This is a genomic window from Streptomyces sp. NPDC054834 (assembly GCF_053611185.1).
In genome coordinates, this window is record NZ_JBSGZV010000007.1 from 269,821 (window position 1) to 293,499 (window position 23,679).

Below are 23,679 nucleotides of genomic sequence, written 5' to 3' on the forward strand. Positions count from 1 at the left end.
CGTCACTCCGAACTGCGGTGACTGTGAACGGAGTTACTCCGACACCCGCAGCTGTTCCTCGGTCATCCCCCGCCGCCAGTAGCCGACGAAGGTGACGCACCGGCGGTCGATGCCGCGCTCGCCGACGAAGTGCCGGCGCAGCGCCTTCACGCACCCGGACTCGCCCGCGATCCAGGCGTAGGGGCGTTCGGCGGGCGGGAGTCGGGCATCACGCAGCGCATCGAGGGCCAGGGGGGTTCCCGTGGCGCTGCCCGGGTCGCGAACGAGCCAGGTCACCTCGGCGTCCGCGTCGGTCACGACGTCCTGGATGTCACCGGCGTGGTTCACCTCCAGCCAGGCGCGCACGCGGGTGCCGGCCGGCAGGGACTCCAGGGTGGCGCAGGCGGCGGGTACGGCGCTCTCGTCGCCCCAGATGACGACGAGATCGGTCCCCTCGGGCGGGCGGAAGCGGATCGCGCGGTTGTCGGCGATCGCCGGGCCGAGGAGGAGGACGCGGTCACCCGGGGTGGCGTCCGCGGCCCAGCGGGAGGCGGGGCCCGACGGGCTGTGCAGGGCGAAGTCGATGTCGATCTCGTCGGGATCGCGGCGCAGCGCCCGAAGCGTGTACGAGCGCATCACCGCCCGTACGTCGTCCGGGAGGTCACGCCATCCCTGCCACCAGCTGTCGCCCAGCTCGACGGGCACGGCGGGCTCGGGCTGACCCGGGTGCGGCAGGAACAGGGACAGTGACTGGTCCCGCCCGTGGGAGTGGAAGGCGTGCAGGTCGGGCCCGCCGAAGGTGACACGGACCAGAGACGGGCCGAGCCGCCTCGTCCGTACGACCTGAAGCGAGAAGAAACGGAACGGGGCGGCTACGGCCGTCGTCATGGGGGCTCCTGACGGTCAGGAAGGTGTGGGGGTCAGCTGACCTTCTTGGCGGTTTCGACGGCCTTCGCGAGGTCCTCGAGGAGCGGCGCGCATTTGTCGTACGACAGGATCGGCTCGGGGTTGCGGGCGATGACCTGCCCGGCCTTGACCGCCGGCAGCTTCTTCCATGTCCCCTCGGTGATGTCGGCGGGCTGGATCGCCGAGGAGCGGTTGTCCATCATGATGATGTCCGCGTCGTACTTGTCGACGTTCTCCCAGCTCAGCGACTCGTACCAGCCGCCACCCTTGGCCTTGGCCTTTTCCGGGGGCTCGACGAAGTTCACGCCGAGGGCCTTGAAGTACTCCAGGTCGACGGAGAGGTTGGAGCCGGAGACGTAGAACAGGTCCTGGCTGGCGGAACCGGCCAGCACCTTGATGCCGGGCTTGGCCTTGGTGGCCGCGCGCAGCCGGGCGGCGGCGTCCTCGAAGCGCTTCTTGGCCTCGGTGACCTTGGCGGCGGAGGTGTCCGCGCCGAGGGACTCGGCGAGGGCCAGCATGCGCTGGAGCGGCTCGGTCAGCTGGCGGTCGTAGACGGAGATGCCGACGCTCGGGGCGCCGGCGGCCAGGATCTTCTTCTTCGACTCGTCGGGGACGTACCAGAGGGTGCCCACGTTGTCGAACATGGTGGAGACGAGGAGGTCGGGGGCGAGGGCCGCGTACTTCTCGATGTTGAACTGGCCCCACTCGTTGCCGAGCACCGTCACCTTGCTGACGTCCATGTCCCCGGCCTGCACATCGGCCTTGCCGTCCTTGGTCTTCGTCGGGCCGAAGACGCCCTTGGCCTGGATGCCGTAGTCGTACAGCGCGGCGGCCACACCGACGAACGCGACGATGTTCGACGGGACCTTGTCGGCCTTCGCGGTGGTACCGCGGTCGTCCTTGAAGGACCAGGGGCCGGACTTGCCCGCCGTCGTGTTGCCGTCCGAGCCGCCGCTTTTCCCGTCGTCGTTCCCGCAGGCCGCGAGCGCGGCCCCCAGAGCGATGGCGCCGCCCGCGGCGAGGACGCCGCGACGAGTGAGATGGGTGGCACGGGCGTTGGACATGGGTATGACTGCTTTCGAACGGGGCGAGGTGCCCGCCGGACAAGTTCCAAGGAAGGTTAGCCTAACCTCAGCTGATGTCCAGAGGATGGGGCACCCCGCGCCCGAACCTGTGGCCGGCCTTCAGGGCCGGACGGGCAAGGCTCAGCCCACCAGCCCCAACTCCCTTGCGATCAGCATCCGCTGGACCTCGCTCGTGCCCTCGCCGATCTCGAGGATCTTGGAGTCGCGCCACATGCGGGCGACCGGGTACTCGTTCATGAAGCCGTAGCCGCCGTGGATCTGCGTGGCCTCACGGGCGTTGTCCACGGCGATCGTGGACGAGTACAGCTTGGCCAGCGCCGCCTCCTTCTTGAACGGCTCGCCCGCGACCAGCCGGCTCGCCGCGTCGCGCCAGGCCAGGCGGGCGGTGTGGGCCTTCATCTCCATGTCGGCGACCTTGAACTGGATGGCCTGGTTGGCGCCGATCGGACGGCCGAACGCGTGTCGCTCCTTCGCGTACTTCACCGACTCGTCCACGCAGCCCTGGGCCAGACCGGTCGCGAGCGCCGCGATGGCGATACGGCCCTCGTCGAGGATCCGCAGGAACTGGGCGTAGCCGCGGCCCTCCTCGCCCAGGAGGTTGGCGGCGGGCACGCGGACGTCGGTGAAGGACAGTTCGCGGGTGTCGGAGGCGTTCCAGCCGACCTTCGAGTAGGGGGCGGCCACCGTGAAGCCCGGGGTGCCGGACGGGACGATGATCGAGGAGATCCGCGGCTTGCCGTCCGGCTTGCGGCCCGTCACCGCCGTGACCGTGACCAGCCCCGTGATGTCCGTGCCCGAGTTGGTGATGAAGCACTTGCTGCCGTTGATCACCCACTCGTCCGTACCCGGGTCCAGGCGGGCCGTGGTGCGGGTGGCGCCCGCGTCGCTGCCGCCGTCGGGTTCCGTGAGCCCGAACGCGCCCAGGATCTCGCCCGCGCACAGCCGGGGCAGCCACTCGCGCTTCTGCTCCTCGGTGCCGAACAGGTGGACCGGCATCGCGCCCAGGGAGACCCCGGCCTCAAGGGTGATGGCCACCGACGAGTCCACCCGGGCCAGTTCCTCCAGCGCGATACCGAGGGCCAGGTAGTCGCCGCCCATGCCGCCGTACTCCTCCGGGAACGGCAGCCCGAACAGGCCCATGCGGCCCATCTCGCGGACGATCTCGTACGGGAACTCGTGCCGCTCGTAGAAGTCACCGATCTTCGGCGCCACGACGTCGTGCGCGAACTCCTCCACGGTGCGGCGGAGTTCCTCCAGCTCGGGGGAGAGGCGGTGGTCCATGGTGATCACTGGTCCTTGTGGGAGAGGGCGCGGACTGTGCGGGACGGGCTGGGTCGGCCCAGCTGTTCGGCCATCCACACGCTGGTGGCGGTGAGACGGCCGAGGTCGACCCCGGTGTCGATGCCGAGGCCGTGGAGCATCCACACGAGGTCTTCGGTGGCGAGGTTCCCGGTGGCGGACTTGGCGTAGGGACAGCCGCCGAGGCCTCCGGCGGAGGCGTCGACCGTCGTCACGCCGTGTTCCAGGGCGGCGTACGTGTTGGCGAGTGCCTGGCCGTAGGTGTCGTGGAAGTGCACGCCGATGACGTTCGTCGGCACGCCCGCCTCGTTGAGGGCGGCGAGGAGCGCGCGGACATGGCCCGGCGTGGCGACCCCGATGGTGTCGCCGAGGCTCAGCTCGTCGCAGCCCATGTCCATCAGCGCCCGGCAGACGCGGACGACCTGGTGGAGCGGCACGGCGCCCTCCCAGGGGTCGCCGAAGCACATCGACACGTACCCCCGCACATGCGCGCTCTCGTTCTTCGCGCGCCGCACCACCGGCTCGAACACGGCGAGGGACTCGTCGAGGGTGCGGTTGAGGTTGGCCTTCGCGAAGGACTCCGTGGCGCTGGCGAAGACGGCGATACGGCGGGCGCCGAGCGCGAGCGCCCGGTCCAGGCCGCGCTGGTTGGGCACCAGGACGGGCAGGGCCGCGTCCAGGTCGCCGACGAGCGGGAACAGCTCCTCGGCGTCGGCTAGTTGGGGCACCCACTTGGGGTGCACAAAACTCGTCGCCTCGATCGTCGTCAGCCCCGCGTCGGCCAGCCGGCGGATGAACTCCGCCTTCACCACCGTGGGTACGGCCGTCTTCTCGTTCTGGAGCCCGTCGCGCGCGCCGACCTCGTGGATCCGCACCCGCGCGGGCAGGTCCTGGGCCGGTACGGCCATGGGCAGTCCGTCGACGCTCATCCGTCCGCCTCCTCCTTGGGTGCGATGACGGCCAGCACCTGGTCCATGGCGACCGTCGTGCCCGGCCGCACGTCCAGTTCGGCGACCGTGCCGGCGTGCGGGGCGGAGATGACGTGCTCCATCTTCATCGCCTCGACCACCAGCAGGCTCTGGCCCGCGGCCACCTCGTCGCCGACGGCCACCTTCACCACCGTCACCGTGCCCGGCATGGGCGCGGTGAGCGAGTCGGCGCCCGCGTGCGCGGACCGGGACAGGGACGCGGCCACCGGGTCGTGGTCGCGCACGTGCCAGGCGTCGCCGTCGCGGCCGAGCCAGTCGGCGGCGCGGTGGAAGGTGTGGCGGACGCCGTCGAGGGTGACCGCGACACGGTCGTCGGCGACGGTGTGGGTACCCCGGGGGACGTACGTCACCGGGTCGGTCACCCGGAGGGGGAAGGCGGGCCGCTTCGGCGTACCGCCGAGACGCCAGCCGCTCGGCACCGAGAAGGGATCGGTCCAGCCGTCCCCACGAGGCTTCAGCGCCTCCAGCCGCACGGCCGCCGCCGCCTCGTACACCTCCTCCGGTACGTGTGTGGGGACCAGTTCGTCCACCACCCGCTCCACCAGCCCGGTGTCCAGCTCGCCCGCCACCACGGCCGGATGTGCCAGCAGCCGCCGCAGGAACCCCGCGTTGGTCTGCACGCCCAGCGTGACCGTCTCCGCCAGAGCGGCCCGGAGCTTCCTGAGCGCGGTCGCGCGATCCGGCCCGTACGCGATCACCTTGGACAGCATCGGGTCGTACAGGCTGCCGACCTCCGTGCCCTCGCTGAGCCCTGAGTCGGTACGGATGCCGTCGCCCTGGGGCTCGTTCAGCAGGAGCACCGTGCCGCCGGTCGGCAGGAAGCCGCGCGCGCCCTCTTTGACCGACACGGTTTCGGCGCAGATCCGGGCCTCGACCGCGTGCCCGGTGAGCCGTACGTCCTGCTGCCCGAAGGACAGGGCTTCCCCGGCCGCCACCCGCAGCTGCCACTCCACCAGGTCGAGCCCGCCCCCGGCGCCGGCCGGACCAATGGACACAGTGAGTTCGGTGACCGGGTGCTCCACCTGGAGGCGGGTGTTCATCTCCATGAAGTAGTACGCGGAGGGGTCGCCGCCGGGGACGATGAACTCCACCGTCCCCGCGCCCCGGTACCCGCACGAGCGCGCCGCCTGCACGGCAGCCTCGCCCATCGCGGCCCGGGTCGCCTCGTCGAGGAGCACACTGGGCGCCTCCTCGATGATCTTCTGGTGGCGGCGCTGGAGCGAGCACTCGCGCTCGCCCAGGTGGACGACGTTCCCGTGCCCGTCGGCCAGGACCTGGATCTCGATGTGCCGGGGCCGGTCCACCCACCGCTCGACGAGCAGCGTGTCGTCGCCGAAGGAGGCGCGGGCCTCGCGGCGGGCCGCGGCGATCTCCTCGTCCAGCACGGCCAGGTCCCGCACCAGACGCATGCCCTTGCCGCCCCCGCCGGCCGACGGTTTGAGCAGTACGGGCGCGCCCAACGCGCGTGCCGCCTCGGACAGTTCGGGATCGCGCCCGCCGGGTACGACCGGCACCCCGGCGGCCTGAACCGTCTCCTTGGCCCGGATCTTGTCGCCCATGAGCGCGATCGCGTCCGCCGGCGGGCCGATGAAGACCAGCCCCGCCTCCTCGCACGTGCGCGCGAAGCCGGCGTTCTCGGCGAGGAAGCCGTACCCGGGGTGGACGGCCTGCGCGCCCGTCCGCGTGGCGGCCTCCAGGAGCCGCTCCACCGACAGATAGCTCTCCGCCGCCGGCGCCGGACCGATCCGTACCGCCGTGTCCGCCTCCCGGACGTGGCGGGCGTCGGCGTCGGCGTCGGAGAAGACGGCGACGGAGCGCACGCCCATCGACCGCAGCGTACGGATGACGCGTACGGCGATCTCGCCCCGGTTGGCCACCAGCACTGTGTCGAACATGGTTGCGAAATCCCCCTCTACATCCGGAAGACGCCGAACTGGGGGTCACCCAGGGGCGCGTTGGCACAGGCGGTCAGGGCCAGGCCCAGCACCTGACGGGTCTCCAGCGGGTCGATGACCCCGTCGTCCCAGAGCCGCGCGGTGGCGTAGTAGGCGTTGCCCTGGCGCTCGTACTGCGCGCGGATGGGCGCCTTGAAGGAGTCCTCGTCCTCGGCCGGCCACTCCTCGCCCCGCGCCTGGAGCTGGTCCCGCTTCACGGTCGCGAGGACGGAGGCGGCCTGTTCGCCGCCCATCACGGAGATCTTGGCGTTGGGCCACATCCACAGGAAGCGGGGGGAGTAGGCCCGTCCGCACATGGAGTAGTTCCCCGCGCCGTACGACCCGCCGACCACGACCGTCAGCTTCGGCACGCGCGTGCAGGCGACCGCCGTCACCATCTTGGCGCCGTGCTTGGCGATGCCACCGGCCTCGTAGTCCCTGCCGACCATGAAGCCGGAGATGTTCTGGAGGAAGACCAGCGGGATCCCGCGCTGGTCGCACAACTCGATGAAGTGGGCGCCCTTCTGGGCGGACTCGGAGAACAGGATGCCGTTGTTGGCGACGATCCCGACCGGGTGGCCGTGGATCCGGGCGAAGCCGGTGACCAGGGTCTGCCCGAACTCCGCCTTGAACTCCGCGAAACGGGAGCCGTCGACCACGCGCGCGATGATCTCGCGTACGTCGTAGGGGGTGCGGGAGTCGACCGGGACGGCGCCGTAGAGCCCGTACTGGTCGACCTTCGGCTCCACCGCGGGCAGGGCCTCCCAAGGGAGGGGCCCGCGCGCGGGGAGGGTGGCGACGATGTTCCGCACGATCCGCAGGGCGTGCGCGTCGTCCTCGGCGAGGTGGTCGGTGACGCCGGAGACCCGGGAGTGCACCTCGCCGCCGCCGAGCTCCTCGGCGGTGACGACCTCGCCGGTGGCGGCCTTCACCAGCGGGGGGCCACCGAGGAAGATCGTGCCCTGGTTGCGCACGATCACGGCCTCGTCGCTCATGGCGGGCACGTAGGCCCCGCCAGCGGTGCAGGAGCCGAGCACGGCGGCGATCTGCGGGATGCCCGCGCCGGACATCCGGGCCTGGTTGTAGAAGATCCGCCCGAAGTGCTCGCGGTCCGGGAAGACCTCGTCCTGCATGGGCAGGAAGGCGCCGCCGGAGTCGACGAGGTAGACACAGGGCAGCCGGTTCTCGAGGGCGACCTCCTGCGCGCGCAGGTGCTTCTTCACCGTCATCGGGTAGTACGTCCCGCCCTTGACGGTGGCGTCGTTGGCGACGATCACGCACTCGCGCCCGCTGACCCGTCCGATCCCCGCGATGACCCCGGCGGCCGGAGCCTGGCCCTCGTACATCCCGTCGGCCGCGAGCGGGGCCAGCTCCAGGAAGGGCGAACCGGGGTCGAGCAGGGTGTCAACCCTGTCCCGGGGCAGCAGCTTGCCGCGCGCGGTGTGGCGGGCGCGGGCCTTCTCGCCGCCGCCGAGCGCCGCCGCGGCGAGCTTGCCGCGCAGTTCCCCGACCAGCTCGCGGTGCGCTTCCTCGTTGGCCCGCCAGGCCTCCGACGCGGGATCGGCCGCGCTCGTCAGCTCCGGTGCCTCGTGCATCCTGCGGTCCCCTCACCCAGTGATCGACTGTTAATGAGCGTTAACCATTTCCTCCAGGTTAACGACCGCTAACCTCGCTGTCTAGAATTGCTTCCATGGCCACGAGAACCGACGCCCCCACCCGACGCGAGCAGATCCTCAAGGAGGCCGCACGGCTCTTCGCCGAGCGTGGTTTCCACGGGGTCGGCGTCGACGAGATAGGCGCCGCGGTGGGCATCAGCGGGCCCGGCCTCTACCGTCACTTCGCGGGCAAGGACGCGATGCTCGCCGAGCTGCTGGTCGGCATCAGCGGTCAGCTGCTGACCGGGGCCAAGCGGCGCCTGGCGGAGGCCGACGGCACGGCTGCCCCGGAGGCGGTCCTGGACTCGCTCATCGAAGGGCACATCGACTTCGCGCTCGACGACCGTCCCCTCATCACCCTGCACGACCGCGAGCTGGACCGCCTCCGCGACAGCGACCGCAAGCTGGTCAGGCAGCTCCAGCGGCAGTACGTCGAGCTGTGGGTGGAGGTCGTCCGCGAGGTGTACCCGGACCTGACCGAACCGGCGGCCCGCTCGGCCGTGCACTCGGTCTTCGGCCTGCTGAACTCGACGCCGCACCTGGGCCGCGCCGGCTCCCTCCCGGGCCGGGGGGCCACCTCGGAGCTGCTGCACCGGATGGCGCGGGGCGCGTTCGCGGCGGCGTCGGGGGCCGGGATCGCTCCGGCGTGACGAGCGTTACCCCGGCCACTCTGGACCGCTCCCGTACTCGCCGGTACCTTTGATCTGAGCAAGCGCTTAGACATGCCGAAGTCCGTGGAGGTGGCGGAGTGCGCCGCACGTTGTTCAACGAGGATCACGAGGCGTTCCGGGAGACCATCCGCGCCTTCATCGAGGCCGAGGTCGTACCGGTGTACGACGAGTGGTTCGCCGCCGGCCAGGCGCCGCGCGACTTCTACTACAAGCTCGCCGAGCTGGGCGTCTTCGGCATCCGCGTCGACGAGGAGTACGGCGGCGCCGGCATCGACTCGTACAAGTTCGAGGCCGTCCTGTACGAGGAGACCGCCCGCGCGGGTGTCTCCTTCGGCGGCTCCGGCGTGCACGTGCTGCTCGGCCTGCCGTACATCAAGCTGCTCGCCGACGACGAGCAGAAGAAGCGCTTCCTGCCGAAGTTCGTCTCCGGTGAGGAGATGTGGGCGATCGCGATGACCGAGCCGGGTACCGGCTCCGACCTCGCGGGCATGAAGACCACCGCCAAGCTCTCCGAGGACGGCACCCACTACGTCCTCAACGGCGCCAAGACCTTCATCACCGGTGGCGTGCACGCCGACCGCATGATCGTCTGCGCCCGCACCGCCGCGCCCACCGCCGAGGACCGCCGCCACGGCATCTCCCTCTTCGTCGTGGACACCAAGGCCGAGGGCTACTCCGTCGGCCGCAAGCTCGACAAGCTCGGCCTGAAGACCTCCGACACCGCCGAGCTGGCCTTCGTCGACGTCAAGGTCCCCGTCGAGGACCTCCTCGGCGAGGAGAACAAGGGCTTCTACTACCTCGGCCACAACCTCGCCTCCGAGCGCTGGGGCATCGCCTACGGCGCCTACGCGCAGGCCAAGGCCGCCGTCCGGTTCGCCAAGGAGTATGTCCAGCAGCGCACCGTCTTCGGCCAGACCGTCGCGTCCTTCCAGAACACCAAGTTCGAGCTGGCCGCCTGCCAGGCCGAGGTGGACGCGGCCGAGGCCGTCGCCGACCGCGCGACCGAGGCCCTCGACGCCGGTGAGCTGACCCCCGCCGAGGCCGCCTCCGCCAAGCTCTTCTGCACCGAGGTCGCCCACCGCGTGATCGACCGCTGCCTCCAGCTGCACGGCGGCTACGGCTTCATGAACGAGTACCCGATCGCCCGCCTGTACGCGGACAACCGCGTCAACCGCATCTACGGCGGCACCAGCGAGATCATGAAGTCGATCATCGCGAAGGACATGGGCCTGTAAGCCGCCCGCAATCACCGGCGGATACAACCGACTCCATGAGCCAGGCACTCCAGGATCTCCTCGATCTGCTCGACCTCGAGCCGATCGAGGAGAACATCTTCCGCGGCCAGTCCCGGTCCGCCGTCGTCCCGCGGGTCTTCGGCGGGCAGGTCGCGGCCCAGGCGCTGGTCGCCGCCGGGCGTACGGTCCCCGCCGACCGGCACGCCCACTCGCTGCACGCCTACTTCCTCCGCCTCGGGGACCCCGGCGCGCCCATCGTCTACAACGTCGAACGCATCCGTGACGGCCGCTCCTTCACCACCCGCCGGGTGGTCGCGATCCAGCACGGCAGGCCGATCTTCACCCTGTCTGCGTCCTTCCAGACGCACGAGGACGGCCTCGACCACCAGACCCCCATGCCGCCCGCGCCAGACCCGGCCACCCTGCCCACCTCCCAGCAGCGCCTGCGCGGGTACGGTCACCTCGACCCGCAGATCGTGGAGCGCTTCATCGAGGCCCGCGAGGCGGTCGACCTGCGCTACGTGGACGAACCGCCGTACGGGAAGTTCGGCGAGCCGCGCGAGCCGCACTCCCAGGTGTGGTTCCGCGCCAACGGCAAGCTCGAGGGCGCCATCGACATACCCCTCCTGCACGTCGTCCTGGCCACCTACGTCTCCGACATGACCCTCCTCGACTCCGTGCTGCTCGCGCACGGCCGCGGCGGCTGGGCCATTGGTGACGTCGTCGGGGCCTCGCTGGACCACGCGATGTGGTTCCACCGGCCGTTCCGGGCCGACGAATGGCTGCTGTACGACCAGGAGTCGCCGTCGGCGTACGGCGGCCGCGGTCTCGGCCAGGCCCGCATCTACACCCAGGACGGGCGGCTGGCCATCTCGGTCATCCAGGAGGGCGTCGTCCGCGTCCCACGGTGACCGTGTGACGGGGGTGCCTCCCGAGATGACGTGTGACACATGCGGGATTAGGCTCTTGGAGTGAACGCCGCGATGCATGGCACGCCCGGCCGATCTGGTTCCGGTGGCGCGCCCTCCATGAAAGCGCGGTGACATCTGAGACCGCGCCGCATTCTCACCCGGCGGCAGCGGCCATCCCATCTCGTGAATCCACAGCGGAGCCGCGAGAGATGATGGAACGAAAGGTGCGTATCCCATGCGAGCACAACGCGCAAGGCGTCTCCTCGCGGCTTCCGCCGCCACCGTCCTGATGGCGGGCGGCGCCGCGCTCGGCGCGGCGGGCGCCGCTTCGGCCGACGACTGTGGTGGCAACCACGACAACGGCGGTTACAGCTGGTCGGACGACGACGACAACGGTAACTACGGCGACCATGGCGACAACGGCGACCATGGCGACAACGGTGACCACGACGACAATGGTGACCACGGCGGCGACCATGGCGACAACGGCGACCATGGCGACAACGGCGACCATGGCGACCATGGCGACAACGGCGACCATGGCGACAACGGCGACCATGGCGACCATGGCGACAACGGTGACCATGGTGGTGACCATGGCGACAACGGTGACCACGGCGGTGGCGACCACGGCGGCAACGGCGGTCACGGCAACTGAGTTCGCCCACCCGGCGAAGTGAAAGGCGCGATGTGCGGCCCCGCCAACGGCGCCGCACATCACGGGGTTTGACCGCCCCCGCTCAGGCCAGCCCCGCCTCCGCCAGCAGATACGCCGTCAGCGGGTCGTAGTAACGCGGGCTGAGCACATGGTCGTCGAGGGGAACGGCCACCTGGAGGGTGCCCTCCGACTCGGCGAGGAACAGGGCCGGGTCGTTGCAGTCCGCGTAACCCACGGAGTCGACGCCGTGCTGGCCGGCGTACCCCGCCCAGCCGTGGTCGGCGACGACCAGGTCGGGCAGCGGGCGGCCCTCGCGCTCAAGTCCCGTCAGAATGGCCCGCATCGGCGCACCGGAATGCGTGTGCCACAGCGTGGCGCCGTGCTCGAGCACCGCCACGTCCGCGAACTGCATCACGTACCCCTCCTCCGTCTGCAACCCGTCGGGGATGACGACGATCTCGCAGCCGGCGGCGCGCAACGCGACGGCCGTGGCCCGGTGCACGTCGAGCAGGCCGCCGGGGTGGCCGGTGGCGAAGAGCACCCGCTGCCGCCCGTCGGCCGCCTTGCGCAGCCGCGCCGCCATCCGCTCCAGGGCGTCGACGGTCAGTTCGGGGTCGATGGTGTCCTGCCCGTACCGGTACTCCGCGTCGTCGTTGACGCCGACCCGCTCCGCCATCACCGCGAGCACGTCCTGCTCGTCCCGCCAGCGGTCGCCGAGTTCCAGGCCGAGCCAGAAGTTGCGGTCGCCGTTGGCCAGCTTGCGGTAGTGGGAAAGGTTGTTCTCGCGGGGGGTCGCGACGTCGCCCGCGATACGGGTCTTCACAAGGTGGTCGACGAGCTCGGCGCGGCTGGGTGTCCCGGGTATCGGCATGTCTCCCATTGTGAGGCAGGGCCCGGTGCGCGTCCCTGGCTTATCACCCGCTGGGACGTGGGTCACGTCGCAGGTCAGCCCCGGTCGGTCACAGATTCCGCAACGCGAACCACAACTCCATGCGTACGTCCGGATCGTCCAGGTCCGCGCCGAGGAGAGCCGCGCACCGGGCGATCCGTTGCCGGACGGTGTTGCGGTGCACCGACAGGGCCACCGCAGTGCGGTCCCAACTGCCGTGCAGGGACAGCCAGGCGCGCAGTGTCTCGGTGAGCGCGGGATGGGCCGTGACCGGCCCGAGGAGCGCCCGGGCGTGGCTCTCGGCCTCGCCGGGCGGCACCAGGTCGGCCAGGCCAGGGCGGCCGCCGTGCCGGACCAGCGCCGTGCGGGTGGCGCGGGCGCGGGCCAGGGCACGGGCCGCCTGGGTGTCGGCGGCGGGCCAGTCGTCCGGCGCCACGGGGGCGCTGACACCCAGGGCCCAGCCGGGCTGCGCGGCCGGTTCCCGGTCGGCGGGCACCAGGACCCGCACCACGCCGTCCGCCAGGTCGACCAGCGCGGAACCGAGCGCGGCGCCCAGCGCCGAGGCGGCCACCTCGTCCGGGACCTGGCCCTCCGGCCGCGCGTGCACGACGACCCACCGCTGAGCCCCGAGCAGCGGGGCCACGTCCTCGGGTGGGGCGCCGAGCAGCAGCCGAACCAGCGCCGACGACCGGGCCGTTCCCGCGCCGCTCTGGTGCTCGCCGGTGAGGAGGGAGAGGAGGACGGCGGCGACGGAGGCGATGGTGTGGTCCCCGGGCTCGCGCCGGTCGGTGGCGACCCCGAGGACGAAACCCTGACCGGTGCCGAGGGCGTAGACGGCGAGGCGGGTGCCCAGGACGGTGTCCGTGGCGGAGGAAGGGGCGGAGGAAGGAGCGGAGGAGGGGCCGGAGGAGGTGCCCGCGGAGGGGTCCGCGGAGGAGGCCTGCGCCCCGGTGGGCCGTACGACGCCCGCCAGCCCCGCCAGTGCCTCCCGTACCTCCTGCGGCGCCTCCCGGCCCGCCGCCGCGATCTGTGCGCCGTCCGGGCCGTACAGCGCCGCCCGGCCGCCCAGGCGCTGGGCCAGCCTGCGCAGCACCGAGGGCACCGGGTCGGGGCGGGAGGCGGCGGAGGCGAGGCTCTGCTGGGCCTCCGTGACCCGGCGCAGCTCGGCCAGGCGGGCCTGCGCCATCAGCTGCCAGACCGCGCGGGCCACGCCGGAGAACGTGGTCTGCGGCGGCACCTCCAGCAGGGGCAGCCCGTGGGCGTCACAGGCCGCGACCAGGGCCCGCGGCACCGTGTCGTGCACCGGCGCCAGCCCGAAACCGAGGGCCGCGCCGCCCGCCGCCACGATCCGGGACACGTAGTCATCGAAGTAGGTGCCCGAACCCGCCGCCTCCGGCACATGCACCCCCGCCGTCAGCAGCAGCTCGCCGCCCAGCAGGTACGGGTACGGGTCGGCCATCTCCGAGGTGTGCGCCCAGTGGATCACGATGCCGGGGTCGTCCGGCCCCGCGATCCGCCTCAGGCCCAGGTCCTCCCTGGCCAGCAGCGCGACCAGCGGGACCGGTGGTGTGGGTGGTACGGGAGTGTTCGGCATGGTGGACGATTCCTCCATCCGGTACGACGACAGTGGATGAAACCTACACTTCCAGGGCGCTTTTCAGCCACCTAGGGTCAACCCACGAACCACCTAAGCCATGACGCGAGCAAGAAGGGTGGGCCCCCATGGCCGTCGACTACGCAGTGATCGTCGTCTATCTGACAGGCATGCTGGCCATGGGCTGGTGGGGCATGCGCCGCGCCCGGTCCAAGAGCGACTTCCTCGTCGCGGGCCGCCGGCTCGGCCCCGCCATGTACTCCGGCACCATGGCCGCGATCGTCCTCGGCGGCGCGTCCACCATCGGCGGTGTCGGCCTGGGCTACAAGTACGGGCTCTCGGGGGCCTGGATGGTCCTCACCATCGGCCTCGGCCTGCTGGCCCTCTCGGTCTTCTTCTCCGCCCGCATCGCCCGCCTGAAGGTCTACACCGTCTCCGAGATGCTCGACCTGCGCTACGGCGGCCGGGCGGGCGTGATCTCCGGCGTGGTCATGTGGGCGTACACGCTGATGCTCGCGGTGACCTCCACCATCGCCTACGCCACGATCTTCGACGTCCTCTTCGACCTCAACCGCACCGTCGCGATCATCCTCGGCGGCTCGATCGTCGTCGCCTACTCCACGCTCGGCGGCATGTGGTCGATCACGCTGACCGACATGGTGCAGTTCGTGGTCAAGACGGTCGGCGTGCTGCTCCTGCTGCTGCCCATCGCCGTCGTCAAGGCGGGCGGCTTCTCCGAGATGAAGGCGAAGCTGCCGACCACGTACTTCGACCCGCTGGGCATCGGCGGCGAGACGATCTTCACCTATGTGCTGATCTACACCTTCGGCATGCTGATCGGCCAGGACATCTGGCAGCGCGTGTTTACCGCCCGCAGCGACAAGACCGCGAAGTGGGGCGGCACGGTGGCCGGAACCTACTGTCTCGTCTACGCCCTCGCCGGCGCCGTGATCGGTACCGCGTCCAAGGTGCTCTACCCCGACCTGGGCAGCGCGGACGACGCCTTCGCCACCATCGTCAAGGACGAACTCCCCGTCGGCGTGCGCGGACTGGTGCTCGCCGCCGCCCTCGCCGCCGTGATGTCCACCTCCTCCGGCGCGCTGATCGCCTGCGCCACCGTCGCCAACAACGACATCTGGTCCCGGCTGCGGGGCGCCGTCCGGCGCACCGGGGACGAGCACGACGAGGTCAGGGGCAACCGCGCCTTCATCCTCGTCATGGGCCTCGCCGTGATCGGCACGGCCATCGCGCTCAACGACGTCGTCGAGGCGCTGACCGTCGCCTACAACCTGCTCGTCGGCGGACTGCTCGTCCCGATCCTCGGCGGCCTGCTGTGGAAGCGGGGCACCGTGCAGGGAGCGCTCGCCTCGGTGATCGTCGGCGGCCTCGCGGTGATCGGTCTGATGGCCGGGTACGGCATCCTCGCCAACGAGCCCGTCTACCTCGGCCTGTCGGCGTCGCTCGTCGTCTACGTCGCCGTGTCCCTGGCGACCCGGCCCACCGACGCCGCGGTCCTCGCCGTCTGGCGCGAACGCCTCGCGGGACGGAATCCCGAACCCCTGTCCGAACCGGTGCCGGCTCACCAGTAGAGTCGTAAAACAAGACGCACATACGCGACGAAGCGTAGGAAAGAAGGCAGTACTCATGAGCGGCAACGAGACGCCCCGCGGCCCCGTCGACTCCTCCCGCATCCCGCGGTACGCCGGACCCGCGACCTTCGCGCGGCTGCCCCGCCTCGACGAGGTCGGCACCGCCGACGTCGCCGTGGTGGGCGTGCCCTTCGACTCCGGCGTCTCGTACCGGCCGGGCGCCCGCTTCGGCGGCAACGCCATCCGCGAGGCGTCCCGGCTGCTGCGCCCCTACAACCCGGCGCAGGACGCCTCCCCCTTCGCCCTCGCGCAGGTCGCCGACGGCGGCGACATCGCGGTGAACCCGTTCAACATCAACGAGGCCGTGGAGACCATCGAGGCCGCGGCGGACGAACTGCTCGGCACCGGCGCCCGCCTGATGACCCTCGGCGGCGACCACACCATCGCGCTGCCCCTGCTCCGGTCCGTGGCCAAGAAGCACGGCCCGGTCGCCCTGCTCCACTTCGACGCCCACCTCGACACCTGGGACACTTACTTCGGCGCCGAGTACACCCACGGCACCCCGTTCCGCCGCGCGGTCGAGGAGGGCATCCTCGACACCTCCGCCCTCTCCCACGTCGGCACCCGCGGCCCGCTCTACGGCAAGCAGGACCTCACCGACGACGAGAAGATGGGCTTCGGCATCGTCACCTCCGCGGACATCTACCGCCGGGGCGCCGACGAGGTCGCCGACCAGCTGCGCCAGCGCATCGGCGACCGCCCGCTGTACATCTCCATCGACATCGACTGCCTGGACCCGGCGCACGCGCCCGGCACCGGCACCCCCGAGGCGGGCGGCATGACCTCCCGCGAGCTGCTGGAGATCCTGCGCGGGCTGGCATCCTGCAACCTGGTGTCGGCGGACGTCGTCGAGGTGGCCCCCGCGTACGACCACGCGGAGATCACGTCGGTGGCCGCGTCCCACACGGCGTACGAACTGACCACGATCATGACCCGTCAGATTGCGGAGGCTCGCTCCAAGTGACCCACGACCACGACCTGGTACTCCGCCCGACGCCCGCCCAGACGGAGGCCGCGCTGAACCCTCCCTCCGGCCGCAACGGCGGAGACCTGGTCGTGGAGACCCTGGCCGGTCTCGGCGCGACCACCGTCTTCGGCCTGCCCGGCCAGCACGCACTGGGCATGTTCGACGCCCTGCGCCGCTCCGCGCTGCGGTACGTCGGCCTGCGGGTGGAGAACAACGCGGGGTTCGCGGCGGACGCGTACGGCCGGATCACGGGCGAGGTGGCCCCACTGCTGCTGTCGACGGGCCCCGGGGCCCTCACCTCCCTGGCCGCGCTCCAGGAAGCCGCCGCCGCGAGTGCCCCCGTACTGGCGATCAGCAGCCAGATCCCGACGGCGGGCCTCGGCGGCGGCCGCCACGGCTACCTGCACGAACTCCCGGACCAGGCCGCCTCGTTCCGGGGCGTCGTCAAGTCGGTCCACACCGTCCGCGCCCAGTCCCAGATCCCGTCCGCCGTCGCGGCGGCCTGGAAGTCGGCGCTCACGGCTCCGCACGGCCCGGTGTGGGTGGAGATCCCGCAGGACGTCCTGCTGGCGGAAACGACTCTGCCGGTGGTGACGGCGGTGGACGCCACCCCGGACGAGCTGGCCCCGCGCCCCGAACTCACCGCCGTGGCGGCGGACTTGCTGTCCCATGCCGCCCGTCCGGCGATCATCGCGGGCGGGGGAGCCGTACGGGCGGACGCGTCCGGCAAGCTGAGGCAGCTCGCCGAGAAGCTACAGGCGCCGGTGGTGACGACGTTCGGCGGCAAGGGCGCGTTCCCCTGGGAGCACCCCCTCTCCCTCCAGTCCTGGCTGGAGGACCGCCACACGACGGACTTCCTTCAGGACGCGGACGTCCTCCTCGTCGTCGGCTCCGGCCTCGGCGAACTCTCCTCCAATTACCACACGTTCAAGCCCCGCGGCCGCGTGATCCAGATCGAGGCGGACCTCGGCAAGCTCGAGTCCAACCATCCGGCGCTCGGCATCCACGCCGACGCGCGCCTCGCACTCCAGGCGCTGCTGGAGACGGTGGAGAAGCGTGACGACGCGACGGCCCGAGAGCGTGTCCGCACGCTGCTCGCGAAGGTCGGCGAACGGATCGCCTCCCAGGAACTGGCCCTGGAACAGGACGTGCTGGCGTCGGTCCGCCGAGCCCTGCCCGACGACTCCCCGTCCTTCTGGGACATGACGATCCTGGCGTACTGGGCCTGGTCGGCCTTCGACCCCCGGGGCGCGAACACCATGCACTCCGCCCAGGGCGCCGGCGGCCTCGGCTACGGCTTCCCGGCGGCCCTGGGCGCCGCCGCCGCCGACCCGACCCGCCCGGTGCTCGCGGTGTCGGGCGACGGCGGCGCCCTGTACTCGATCGCCGAGCTGGCCACGGCGAAGCAGTACGACCTGCCGGTCACCTGGCTGATCGTCGACGACGGCGGCTACGGCATCCTGCGCGAGTACATGACCGACGCCTTCGGCCAGCCGACGGCGACGGAACTGACCCGCCCCGACTACGCGGCCCTCGCCGAGTCCTTCGGCGTCCCCGGGGTCCGCACGACCCCGGAGACCCTGGAAGCCGACCTGGCGAAGGCACTGGCCTCACCGGGCCCGTCGGTGGTGGTCCTCCCGGCGGTACTGCGGATGTTCGCGCCGACGCACCTGGACTGACGCCCGAGGATCAGCAGTTGCCCGGACCCACTCCGTCGATACGGCCGCCGAAGTCGCCGAGGTAGCGGGAGCGCCAGTCGCCGTTGTAGACGTCCCGCTTCTCGACGGGCTGCCAGTTGATGAAACACGCCTTGGTGCTCGCGACGGCCGAGCCGACGTGGTCGTGCAGGAAGGGCGGCATGTCACGGTAGCCGCTGCGGGCGGTCCACTCCCAGGAGCTGCCGCTGAAGCCCTCCCCGCTCCAGAAACACACCGATCCGTCGGGACAGGAGGGCGGGGCGGCCTGAGCGGCGGCGCCCTGAGCGGGCAGGACGAGGGCGGTCAGGGCGAGAACGACAGCGAGGGACCAGGAACGAAGCTTCACGAGGCTCTCCTGAGAAAGGAGTTGGAAAGCCCCGGCGGAGCTGCCGGGGCTTCGCCATGCTCCGGTCCAGAGACCGGGACACGCCCGGGGACAAGATCGATGTCACCGATGTGAGCGAACTAGTAGGACTTTTCGGTCACTTCATGGCATCCCGGTAGTCTTCCTCGTAAACCCCCTGAAGCGTACGGAACGCTCTGTGGAAGTCGCCGGCGTGCGAGGCGAAGCTCGCCGGAATCCCGCCGGGCGGCAGGAATTCCGGTATGCGCAGCCACAGCGCGTCGGCGGCCTTGGTCCGGGCCGGTCCGCGGGTGCGCGCGCCGATGAGGTGTTCCGGCGCCTTGGCGAGCTGTTCCGTGATCACGACGCGCGGATTTCTGCGCGCGTTGTCCAGCACGTCGTCGCCCGCGAGTTTCTTGCGGTCCCCGGTCTTCGTGTACCCGACGACCCTCAGCATGTGCAGCGTCGCGAACAGTTGGCCGCACAGGTGCGCGTTGCTCGGCTTCTCCGTCATGGGCGGATCACTACCCCTGCGCGGTTTCCCGAGAACCCTGTGCGGCCGGCGCGCGGCAGCCCTACCAGATCGCGTCCACCCACTCCGGGTGGTCGACGAACGGGTTTCGGTTGTGCTGGTAGGAGTCGTAGATGACCTGGTTGCGGCGCTCCTCGAAGGCGTCCGGCGGGTCCTCGTCGTTCCACTTCTCCAGGATCGACAGCTTGCCGATGTAGGGATTGCTGCCGTTGCTCACCTTGTCGTCGGGCTCCAGGTTCGCGAAGCCGTCGTCACCCTCGTAGCGGACCGCCATGTAGAGGATCATGCGGGCCACGTCGCCCTTGGCGGCGTCGCGCGGCTCGAAGGAGTCGGAGTCGGCTTTGCTGCCACCGCTGTTGGTGAAGGTGCTGCCGCCCTCGTCGAAGTCGAGGTTGCCGCGCTTGCCGTTGACCGCCACGTCCTCCGGGCGGATGTGGTGCAGGTCGGTGCCTGGGCCGGTGGAGGTGGTGAGGTCGCCGTGGGAGATCGCCCACACGTGCTCGCGGTTCCAGTCGCCGCTGTCACCGCCGTTGAGCGACTTGCTGCGGGAGATGCCCGAGTACAGCAGGATCACGTTGCTGCTGTTGTTCGGGTCCTGGTCGGTCACCTTCAGCGCGTCCCACAGCTGCGAGTAGGACAGCTTGGTCTGGCTGCTGATGATCGTGTGCAGGGACGACTTCAGGCTGGTGCCGGTCTTGCCGATCGCGTTCTTGTAGTACGTCGAGTCGTACGAGGTCGTCGTGGCAGCGGCCGGGGTCGCCGTCAGGGCCGGAGCGGTGAGGCCGACCAGGACGGCGGCGGCGGTGAGCGCCACCGGCTTCCAGCGCCTTATGCGTGTCGCCAGCATGTGTGGGGTCCCATCTACGCGGGTTGAACGGAGGCGGCAGACGGGAGCGTGGCATGGACATGCAGCCATGTAAATAAATTGAAGGTGTCAATCAGGTGACCAGGGCCGACAATTCGCCGCGCGCCTGCGCGAGTTGACGTAGCAAGGCGGCCCCCGACCAGGTGTCGGGGGCCGTTGGCCGTTAGTCGGTGCCCGCGTCAGCTCACGTCCGACGGGTCCAGACGGTAGAGCGTCGACTGGTTCGACTGGGTGCTCTGCGACGAGGTCGAGGACGAAGAGGACTTGGACGAAGGGGACTTGGACGAAGGGGACTTGGACGAAGGGGACTTGGACGAAGAGGACTTGGACGAAGAGGTCGAAGAGGAACTCGACTCCGACGACGCGCTCTTGTCGTACGCGCTCTGCTTCACCGCCGTGCCGTTCTTCTCCACCCAGGCGGTGATCTGCTGGTTGAGGCTGCTGTTGCCGCCCATACCGCCGCCGCCGAGCTGGATGTAGTGCAGCTCGCCCTTCTTCACGACCTCCTTGAGCTTGGCCAGTGTCATCGCCTTGTCGGAGCCGGTGAAGCCCCACATGGAGATGACGGGCTTGCCGGTGCTGATGATCAGTTGGCCGGCGCTCTGCGAGTTGGACACCGCCAGCAGCCACTTGGCGCCGTCCTGGTGCTTCTCCAGGTACGCCACGAGCTGGCTGTCGGTGCCGCCGCCCATTCCGCCGCCGAAGCCTCCGCGCTGGCCGCCGGTGCCACCGCCGGGTGCTGTGCCGGTACCGCCGGGTGCCGTGCCGCCGTCGCCGCCGGCCTGGCCGCCACCGGGCAACTCGTCGTTCTGCCCGCCCGGTTGGCCGCCGTTCTGGCCGCCGGGAGCGCCGCCCTGCGGGAGTTCGCCGTTGCCACCGCCGGGCGTCATGTTGCCGGGCTGGCCGCCACCGGGGAACTCCCCGTTCGCCTGGCCGCCCTGCTGGGTGCCGCCGGGCGCCTCGCCGCCGCCCGGACCGCCGTCGCCGCCCCGGCCGCCGCCCGGACCGCCGCCGCCGAACCCACCGTTGCCGGTGGAGGGGCCCGCGGTCGGGTTGCTGCCGCCCATCCCGCCGCCTCCGCCGCCGGAGGAAGCGAAGGCCGGCGTGGCGGCGTAGGCGGTCGGGCCCGCGAGGGCCGCCACGATCGCGGCGGTCACGGACGCGGCGAGCAGCCGCACGCGGTTGCCGGACCGGAAGACGAACAGGCCCACGATCGCGAGGGCCATCACCAGGCCGACGGCCGGCCACAGCCAGGTGTTCCAGCCGGAGGCCCGGCGCAGCAGCACGATCGCCCAGATGCCGGTGACCGCGAGTCCGGCGGGCAGCACCCAGGACCAGCGCGGGTCATCACTACGGAAGGCCCGCCACAGCATGACGCCGCCGGCGCCGGTGAGAGCCGCGATGCCCGGAGCGAGCGCGGTCGTGTAGTACGGGTGCATGGTGCCCTCGGCCATGGCGAAGGTCAGGTAGTGCAGCACCAGCCAGCCGCCCCACAGCACCAGCGCCGCGCGCGTCGGGTCGGTGCGCGGCGCACGCCCGCACAGCACCAGGCCGGCGACGAGCGCGATGCCCGCGAAGGGGATCAGCCAGGAGATCTGGCCGCCGAGGATGTCGTTGAACATCCGGCCGATGCCCGCGGTGCCGGCGAAGGTGCCGCCACCGCCGCCACCCCCGCCGCCGTTGCCCTCGCCGCCGAAGACCCGGCCCAGGCCGTTGTAGCCCATGATCAGGTTCCAGGCGGAGCCGTCGGTCGAGCCGCCGATGTACGGCCGGTCGTCGGCGGGGACGAGGGACACTGCCGTCGCCCACCAGAAGCTGGCGACGGCCAGCGCCACCGCGGCCAGGGCCAGGTTCACGGCCTTCTTCTTCCAGCCGAGCCTCGACGCGTACACGTACACGGCGAAGACGGCCGGGAGGGCGATGTAGCCCTGGAGCATCTTCGTGTTGAAGGCGAGCCCGAAGCAGACCGCCGAGCCGATGAGCGGCAGCAGTTTGTCGTCGCGCGTGGCGCGCAGGGCGAGGGCCGCGCCGCCGACCATCAGCAGGACCAGGATGGTGTCGGGGTTGTTGTCCCGGTTGATGGCGACCGTGATCGGGGTCAGTGCCAGGACGAGCGCGGCGACGGCGGCGGCCGCGTGCCCGAAGTACCGCTTCACGGAGGAGTGCAGGATCCAGATCGTGCCGAGCGCGGCGGCGATCTCGGGCGCCATCATCTGCCAGGTGCCGTAGCCGAAGATCCGGCAGGACAGGCTCATGATCATGAGCGCGAAGGGCGGCTTGTCGACGGTGATGAAGTTGCCCGCGTCGAGTGAGCCGAAGAACCACGCCTCCCAGCTCTTCGTGCCGCTGAAGACGGCCGCGCTGTAGAAGCTGTTGAGGCTGGAGCCGGACAGGTTCCAGGAGTAGAGCACCGCCGCAAGGACCAGGATCGCGATCAGCGCGGGCAGCGACCAGCGGGGCGCCGCGTCCGGGACCGCCGCGGGCGGAGCGGACGCCGGCGGCTCGGTCGTCACGGTCGGGTGGGGGAGTGGATCGGTGGCAGATGTCACGGGGGGAGCCTGCCGGGCGGGCGTGGGTGCGGGCTGTGGCACACCTGGCTCTTGGCTGTGAAGGGTCAAAGGGATCCGCATGGTGCGGGCAACGGCTGTGGAAAGCCGGACGACAAAAGCGACCTGTGCCCGTCTCTGAACCGCGCCCGTGCAAAGGGAGACAGGGCCGGCCGCCAACGACGCCTCGCTCGACGAGCAGACCCGTGCACACCGATCCTCCATGAGCCGGGAGTCGTATGCGGGATGGGTGAGTTCGGCAATGACTCGTCAAACCATTCCCTACTCGTACAACCATTCACTCGAATCTGTGAGTCATCAGGTGCATGACTCACAGGACATCCAGGAGGGCCCGGGTGCTGGCGGCCGCCGTCGGTGCCGCGGTGCTCATACCGGGCGTCGTCGCCGCGACCCCGGCCGCCGCGACGACCCCGACCGTCAGCTGCACGTCCGCCAAGGCGGGCCTGGCCGACAAGTTGAAGAAGGACATCACGGCGGCCCTCGCGAACCGCAAGGGCACCGTCGCCGTCGGGCTCTACGACCGCTCCACCAAGACGACCTGCACCCTGCGCTCGACCACGTCCTACGACTCGGCCAGCACCGTCAAGGTGACCGTGCTCGCCACGCTGTTGTGGGACGCGAAGAAGCACAACCGGTACCTGACGAGCACCGAGCAGTCGCTCGCCAAGGCCATGATCACGCAGTCGGACAACGCCGCGACCAGCACGCTGTGGAAGCAGCTGGGCCTGACGAAGATCAAGGGCTTCCTGGCCGCCGCCGGGATGACCAAGACCACGCCCGGCACGGGCGGCTACTGGGGCCTGACCCAGGAGAACGTCACCGACGAGCAGAAGCTGCTCAAGCTCGTCACCGCCAAGAACACCGTGCTGAGCGACAACTCCCGCGCCTACATCCTGAAGCTGATGGGCCAGGTCGTCTCCTCGCAGCGCTGGGGCACTCCCGCCGGGGCACCGTCCACCGTCTCCGTGCACGTCAAGAACGGCTGGCTGCAACGCTCCACGCACGGCTGGCGGGTGCACAGTCTGGGCACCTTCAACGGCGCCGGACACGACTACATGATCAGCGTGCTGACGCAGGACAACAGCACCATGGACTACGGCGTCACCACCATCCAGAACGTCGCCAAGGCCATCCACAAGGACCTGGTGCCGACCACGGCCGGCACGGCGACCTTCACCCCGACCAGCACGCCCCGCGAGGCGTTCGTGGCGGTGCCGGAACAGGGCTGACGCTTCACGAGGCGGTCTCCCGCCG

At 70.8% G+C, this 23,679-nt stretch carries 20 protein-coding genes; 8 read left to right on the plus strand and 12 right to left on the minus strand.

Annotated features, from left to right (window positions below; genetic code table 11):
* Positions 1 to 33: 33 nt before the first annotated feature.
* The 6 genes from ACWGJM_RS13085 to ACWGJM_RS13110 form a co-directional block, all read right to left on the minus strand.
* Entirely contained in the window at positions 34 to 867 is an 834-nt protein-coding gene (locus ACWGJM_RS13085) for a siderophore-interacting protein (protein ID WP_453411729.1), read from the minus strand.
* A gap of 32 nt (positions 868 to 899) precedes the next feature.
* Positions 900 to 1,949 (minus strand): ABC transporter substrate-binding protein, encoded by a 1,050-nt coding sequence (locus ACWGJM_RS13090; protein ID WP_453411730.1) that lies wholly within the window; start codon positions 1,947 to 1,949, stop codon positions 900 to 902.
* A gap of 141 nt (positions 1,950 to 2,090) precedes the next feature.
* Entirely contained in the window at positions 2,091 to 3,251 is a 1,161-nt protein-coding gene (locus ACWGJM_RS13095; protein ID WP_453411731.1) for an acyl-CoA dehydrogenase family protein, read from the minus strand.
* Positions 3,252 to 3,256: 5 nt separating this feature from the next.
* On the minus strand, positions 3,257 to 4,198 hold the full coding sequence (locus ACWGJM_RS13100; protein ID WP_453411732.1) for a hydroxymethylglutaryl-CoA lyase: 942 nt from the start codon (positions 4,196 to 4,198) through the stop codon (positions 3,257 to 3,259).
* A complete protein-coding gene (locus ACWGJM_RS13105; protein ID WP_453411733.1) occupies positions 4,195 to 6,153 on the minus strand; it encodes an acetyl/propionyl/methylcrotonyl-CoA carboxylase subunit alpha in 1,959 nt (652 codons plus the stop codon). The genes ACWGJM_RS13100 and ACWGJM_RS13105 overlap by 4 nt, the downstream gene beginning before the upstream one ends.
* A gap of 17 nt (positions 6,154 to 6,170) precedes the next feature.
* Positions 6,171 to 7,787 (minus strand): carboxyl transferase domain-containing protein, encoded by a 1,617-nt coding sequence (locus tag ACWGJM_RS13110; RefSeq protein ID WP_453411734.1) that lies wholly within the window; start codon positions 7,785 to 7,787, stop codon positions 6,171 to 6,173.
* A 95-nt stretch (positions 7,788 to 7,882) separates the two neighbouring features.
* On the opposite strand from ACWGJM_RS13110, the gene ACWGJM_RS13115 reads away from it, so the two are divergent.
* The 4 genes from ACWGJM_RS13115 to ACWGJM_RS13130 all read left to right on the plus strand — a co-directional run bounded on the left by ACWGJM_RS13115 (position 7,883) and on the right by ACWGJM_RS13130 (position 11,322).
* Positions 7,883 to 8,497 carry an SACE_7040 family transcriptional regulator gene (locus tag ACWGJM_RS13115; RefSeq protein WP_453411735.1) on the plus strand — a complete coding sequence of 205 codons (615 nt, stop codon included), beginning with the start codon at positions 7,883 to 7,885 and terminating at the stop codon, positions 8,495 to 8,497.
* Between the two features lie 98 nt (positions 8,498 to 8,595).
* Complete coding sequence (locus ACWGJM_RS13120; protein ID WP_453411736.1) at positions 8,596 to 9,753, plus strand: acyl-CoA dehydrogenase family protein; 1,158 nt, start codon at positions 8,596 to 8,598, stop codon at positions 9,751 to 9,753.
* 35 nt (positions 9,754 to 9,788) lie between these two features.
* Entirely contained in the window at positions 9,789 to 10,664 is an 876-nt protein-coding gene (locus ACWGJM_RS13125; RefSeq protein WP_453411737.1) for an acyl-CoA thioesterase, read from the plus strand.
* 235 nt (positions 10,665 to 10,899) lie between these two features.
* Positions 10,900 to 11,322, plus strand: coding sequence for a hypothetical protein (locus tag ACWGJM_RS13130; protein ID WP_453411738.1), 423 nt, complete (start codon positions 10,900 to 10,902; stop codon positions 11,320 to 11,322).
* A gap of 82 nt (positions 11,323 to 11,404) precedes the next feature.
* Here ACWGJM_RS13130 and ACWGJM_RS13135 read toward each other — a convergent pair whose 3' ends face one another.
* Positions 11,405 to 12,193 (minus strand): phosphatase, encoded by a 789-nt coding sequence (locus ACWGJM_RS13135; protein ID WP_453411739.1) that lies wholly within the window; start codon positions 12,191 to 12,193, stop codon positions 11,405 to 11,407.
* A gap of 88 nt (positions 12,194 to 12,281) precedes the next feature.
* Positions 12,282 to 13,805, minus strand: a complete 1,524-nt coding sequence (locus ACWGJM_RS13140; protein ID WP_453411740.1) for a helix-turn-helix domain-containing protein — start codon at positions 13,803 to 13,805, stop codon at positions 12,282 to 12,284.
* A 128-nt stretch (positions 13,806 to 13,933) separates the two neighbouring features.
* On the opposite strand from ACWGJM_RS13140, the gene ACWGJM_RS13145 reads away from it, so the two are divergent.
* Genes ACWGJM_RS13145 through ACWGJM_RS13155 form a run of 3 tightly spaced genes read left to right on the plus strand, consistent with a single transcriptional unit; the run spans position 13,934 to position 18,100 of the window.
* Positions 13,934 to 15,394, plus strand: coding sequence for a sodium:solute symporter (locus ACWGJM_RS13145; protein ID WP_453411741.1), 1,461 nt, complete (start codon positions 13,934 to 13,936; stop codon positions 15,392 to 15,394).
* Positions 15,395 to 15,449: 55 nt separating this feature from the next.
* Positions 15,450 to 16,418, plus strand: coding sequence for an agmatinase (gene speB / locus ACWGJM_RS13150; RefSeq protein ID WP_453411742.1), 969 nt, complete (start codon positions 15,450 to 15,452; stop codon positions 16,416 to 16,418).
* Positions 16,415 to 18,100: a thiamine pyrophosphate-binding protein gene (locus ACWGJM_RS13155; protein ID WP_453411743.1), complete on the plus strand. Its 1,686-nt coding sequence runs from the start codon at positions 16,415 to 16,417 to the stop codon at positions 18,098 to 18,100. The genes speB and ACWGJM_RS13155 overlap by 4 nt, the downstream gene beginning before the upstream one ends.
* Positions 18,101 to 18,110: 10 nt before the next feature.
* Here ACWGJM_RS13155 and ACWGJM_RS13160 read toward each other — a convergent pair whose 3' ends face one another.
* The 4 genes from ACWGJM_RS13160 to ACWGJM_RS13175 all read right to left on the minus strand — a co-directional run bounded on the left by ACWGJM_RS13160 (position 18,111) and on the right by ACWGJM_RS13175 (position 22,407).
* Positions 18,111 to 18,464: a peptidase inhibitor family I36 protein gene (locus ACWGJM_RS13160; protein WP_453411744.1), complete on the minus strand. Its 354-nt coding sequence runs from the start codon at positions 18,462 to 18,464 to the stop codon at positions 18,111 to 18,113.
* Between the two features lie 136 nt (positions 18,465 to 18,600).
* A complete protein-coding gene (locus ACWGJM_RS13165; protein ID WP_453411745.1) occupies positions 18,601 to 18,975 on the minus strand; it encodes a hypothetical protein in 375 nt (124 codons plus the stop codon).
* Between the two features lie 61 nt (positions 18,976 to 19,036).
* On the minus strand, positions 19,037 to 19,840 hold the full coding sequence (locus ACWGJM_RS13170) for an endonuclease I family protein (protein ID WP_453411746.1): 804 nt from the start codon (positions 19,838 to 19,840) through the stop codon (positions 19,037 to 19,039).
* A 197-nt stretch (positions 19,841 to 20,037) separates the two neighbouring features.
* Positions 20,038 to 22,407 carry a glycosyltransferase family 39 protein gene (locus tag ACWGJM_RS13175; protein ID WP_453411747.1) on the minus strand — a complete coding sequence of 790 codons (2,370 nt, stop codon included), beginning with the start codon at positions 22,405 to 22,407 and terminating at the stop codon, positions 20,038 to 20,040.
* 323 nt (positions 22,408 to 22,730) lie between these two features.
* On the opposite strand from ACWGJM_RS13175, the gene ACWGJM_RS13180 reads away from it, so the two are divergent.
* Positions 22,731 to 23,654, plus strand: a complete 924-nt coding sequence (locus ACWGJM_RS13180) for a serine hydrolase (RefSeq protein WP_453411748.1) — start codon at positions 22,731 to 22,733, stop codon at positions 23,652 to 23,654.
* The last annotated feature ends 25 nt before the right edge of the window (positions 23,655 to 23,679 follow it).

Excerpts from the sequence above, each read along its gene's own strand:
- ACWGJM_RS13085 (WP_453411729.1), bottom strand. The coding sequence starts at position 867 with ATGACGACGGCCGTAGCCGCCCCGTTCCGTTTCTTCTCGCTTCAGGTC.
- ACWGJM_RS13090 (WP_453411730.1), bottom strand. The coding sequence starts at position 1,949 with ATGTCCAACGCCCGTGCCACCCATCTCACTCGTCGCGGCGTCCTCGCC.
- ACWGJM_RS13095 (WP_453411731.1), bottom strand. The coding sequence starts at position 3,251 with ATGGACCACCGCCTCTCCCCCGAGCTGGAGGAACTCCGCCGCACCGTG.
- ACWGJM_RS13100 (WP_453411732.1), bottom strand. The coding sequence starts at position 4,198 with ATGAGCGTCGACGGACTGCCCATGGCCGTACCGGCCCAGGACCTGCCC.
- ACWGJM_RS13105 (WP_453411733.1), bottom strand. The coding sequence starts at position 6,153 with ATGTTCGACACAGTGCTGGTGGCCAACCGGGGCGAGATCGCCGTACGC.
- ACWGJM_RS13110 (WP_453411734.1), bottom strand. The coding sequence starts at position 7,787 with ATGCACGAGGCACCGGAGCTGACGAGCGCGGCCGATCCCGCGTCGGAG.
- ACWGJM_RS13115 (WP_453411735.1), top strand. The coding sequence starts at position 7,883 with ATGGCCACGAGAACCGACGCCCCCACCCGACGCGAGCAGATCCTCAAG.
- ACWGJM_RS13125 (WP_453411737.1), top strand. The coding sequence starts at position 9,789 with ATGAGCCAGGCACTCCAGGATCTCCTCGATCTGCTCGACCTCGAGCCG.
- ACWGJM_RS13130 (WP_453411738.1), top strand. The coding sequence starts at position 10,900 with ATGCGAGCACAACGCGCAAGGCGTCTCCTCGCGGCTTCCGCCGCCACC.
- ACWGJM_RS13135 (WP_453411739.1), bottom strand. The coding sequence starts at position 12,193 with ATGCCGATACCCGGGACACCCAGCCGCGCCGAGCTCGTCGACCACCTT.
- ACWGJM_RS13140 (WP_453411740.1), bottom strand. The coding sequence starts at position 13,805 with ATGCCGAACACTCCCGTACCACCCACACCACCGGTCCCGCTGGTCGCG.
- ACWGJM_RS13145 (WP_453411741.1), top strand. The coding sequence starts at position 13,934 with ATGGCCGTCGACTACGCAGTGATCGTCGTCTATCTGACAGGCATGCTG.
- speB (WP_453411742.1), top strand. The coding sequence starts at position 15,450 with ATGAGCGGCAACGAGACGCCCCGCGGCCCCGTCGACTCCTCCCGCATC.
- ACWGJM_RS13165 (WP_453411745.1), bottom strand. The coding sequence starts at position 18,975 with ATGACGGAGAAGCCGAGCAACGCGCACCTGTGCGGCCAACTGTTCGCG.
- ACWGJM_RS13170 (WP_453411746.1), bottom strand. The coding sequence starts at position 19,840 with ATGCTGGCGACACGCATAAGGCGCTGGAAGCCGGTGGCGCTCACCGCC.
- ACWGJM_RS13180 (WP_453411748.1), top strand. The coding sequence starts at position 22,731 with ATGACTCACAGGACATCCAGGAGGGCCCGGGTGCTGGCGGCCGCCGTC.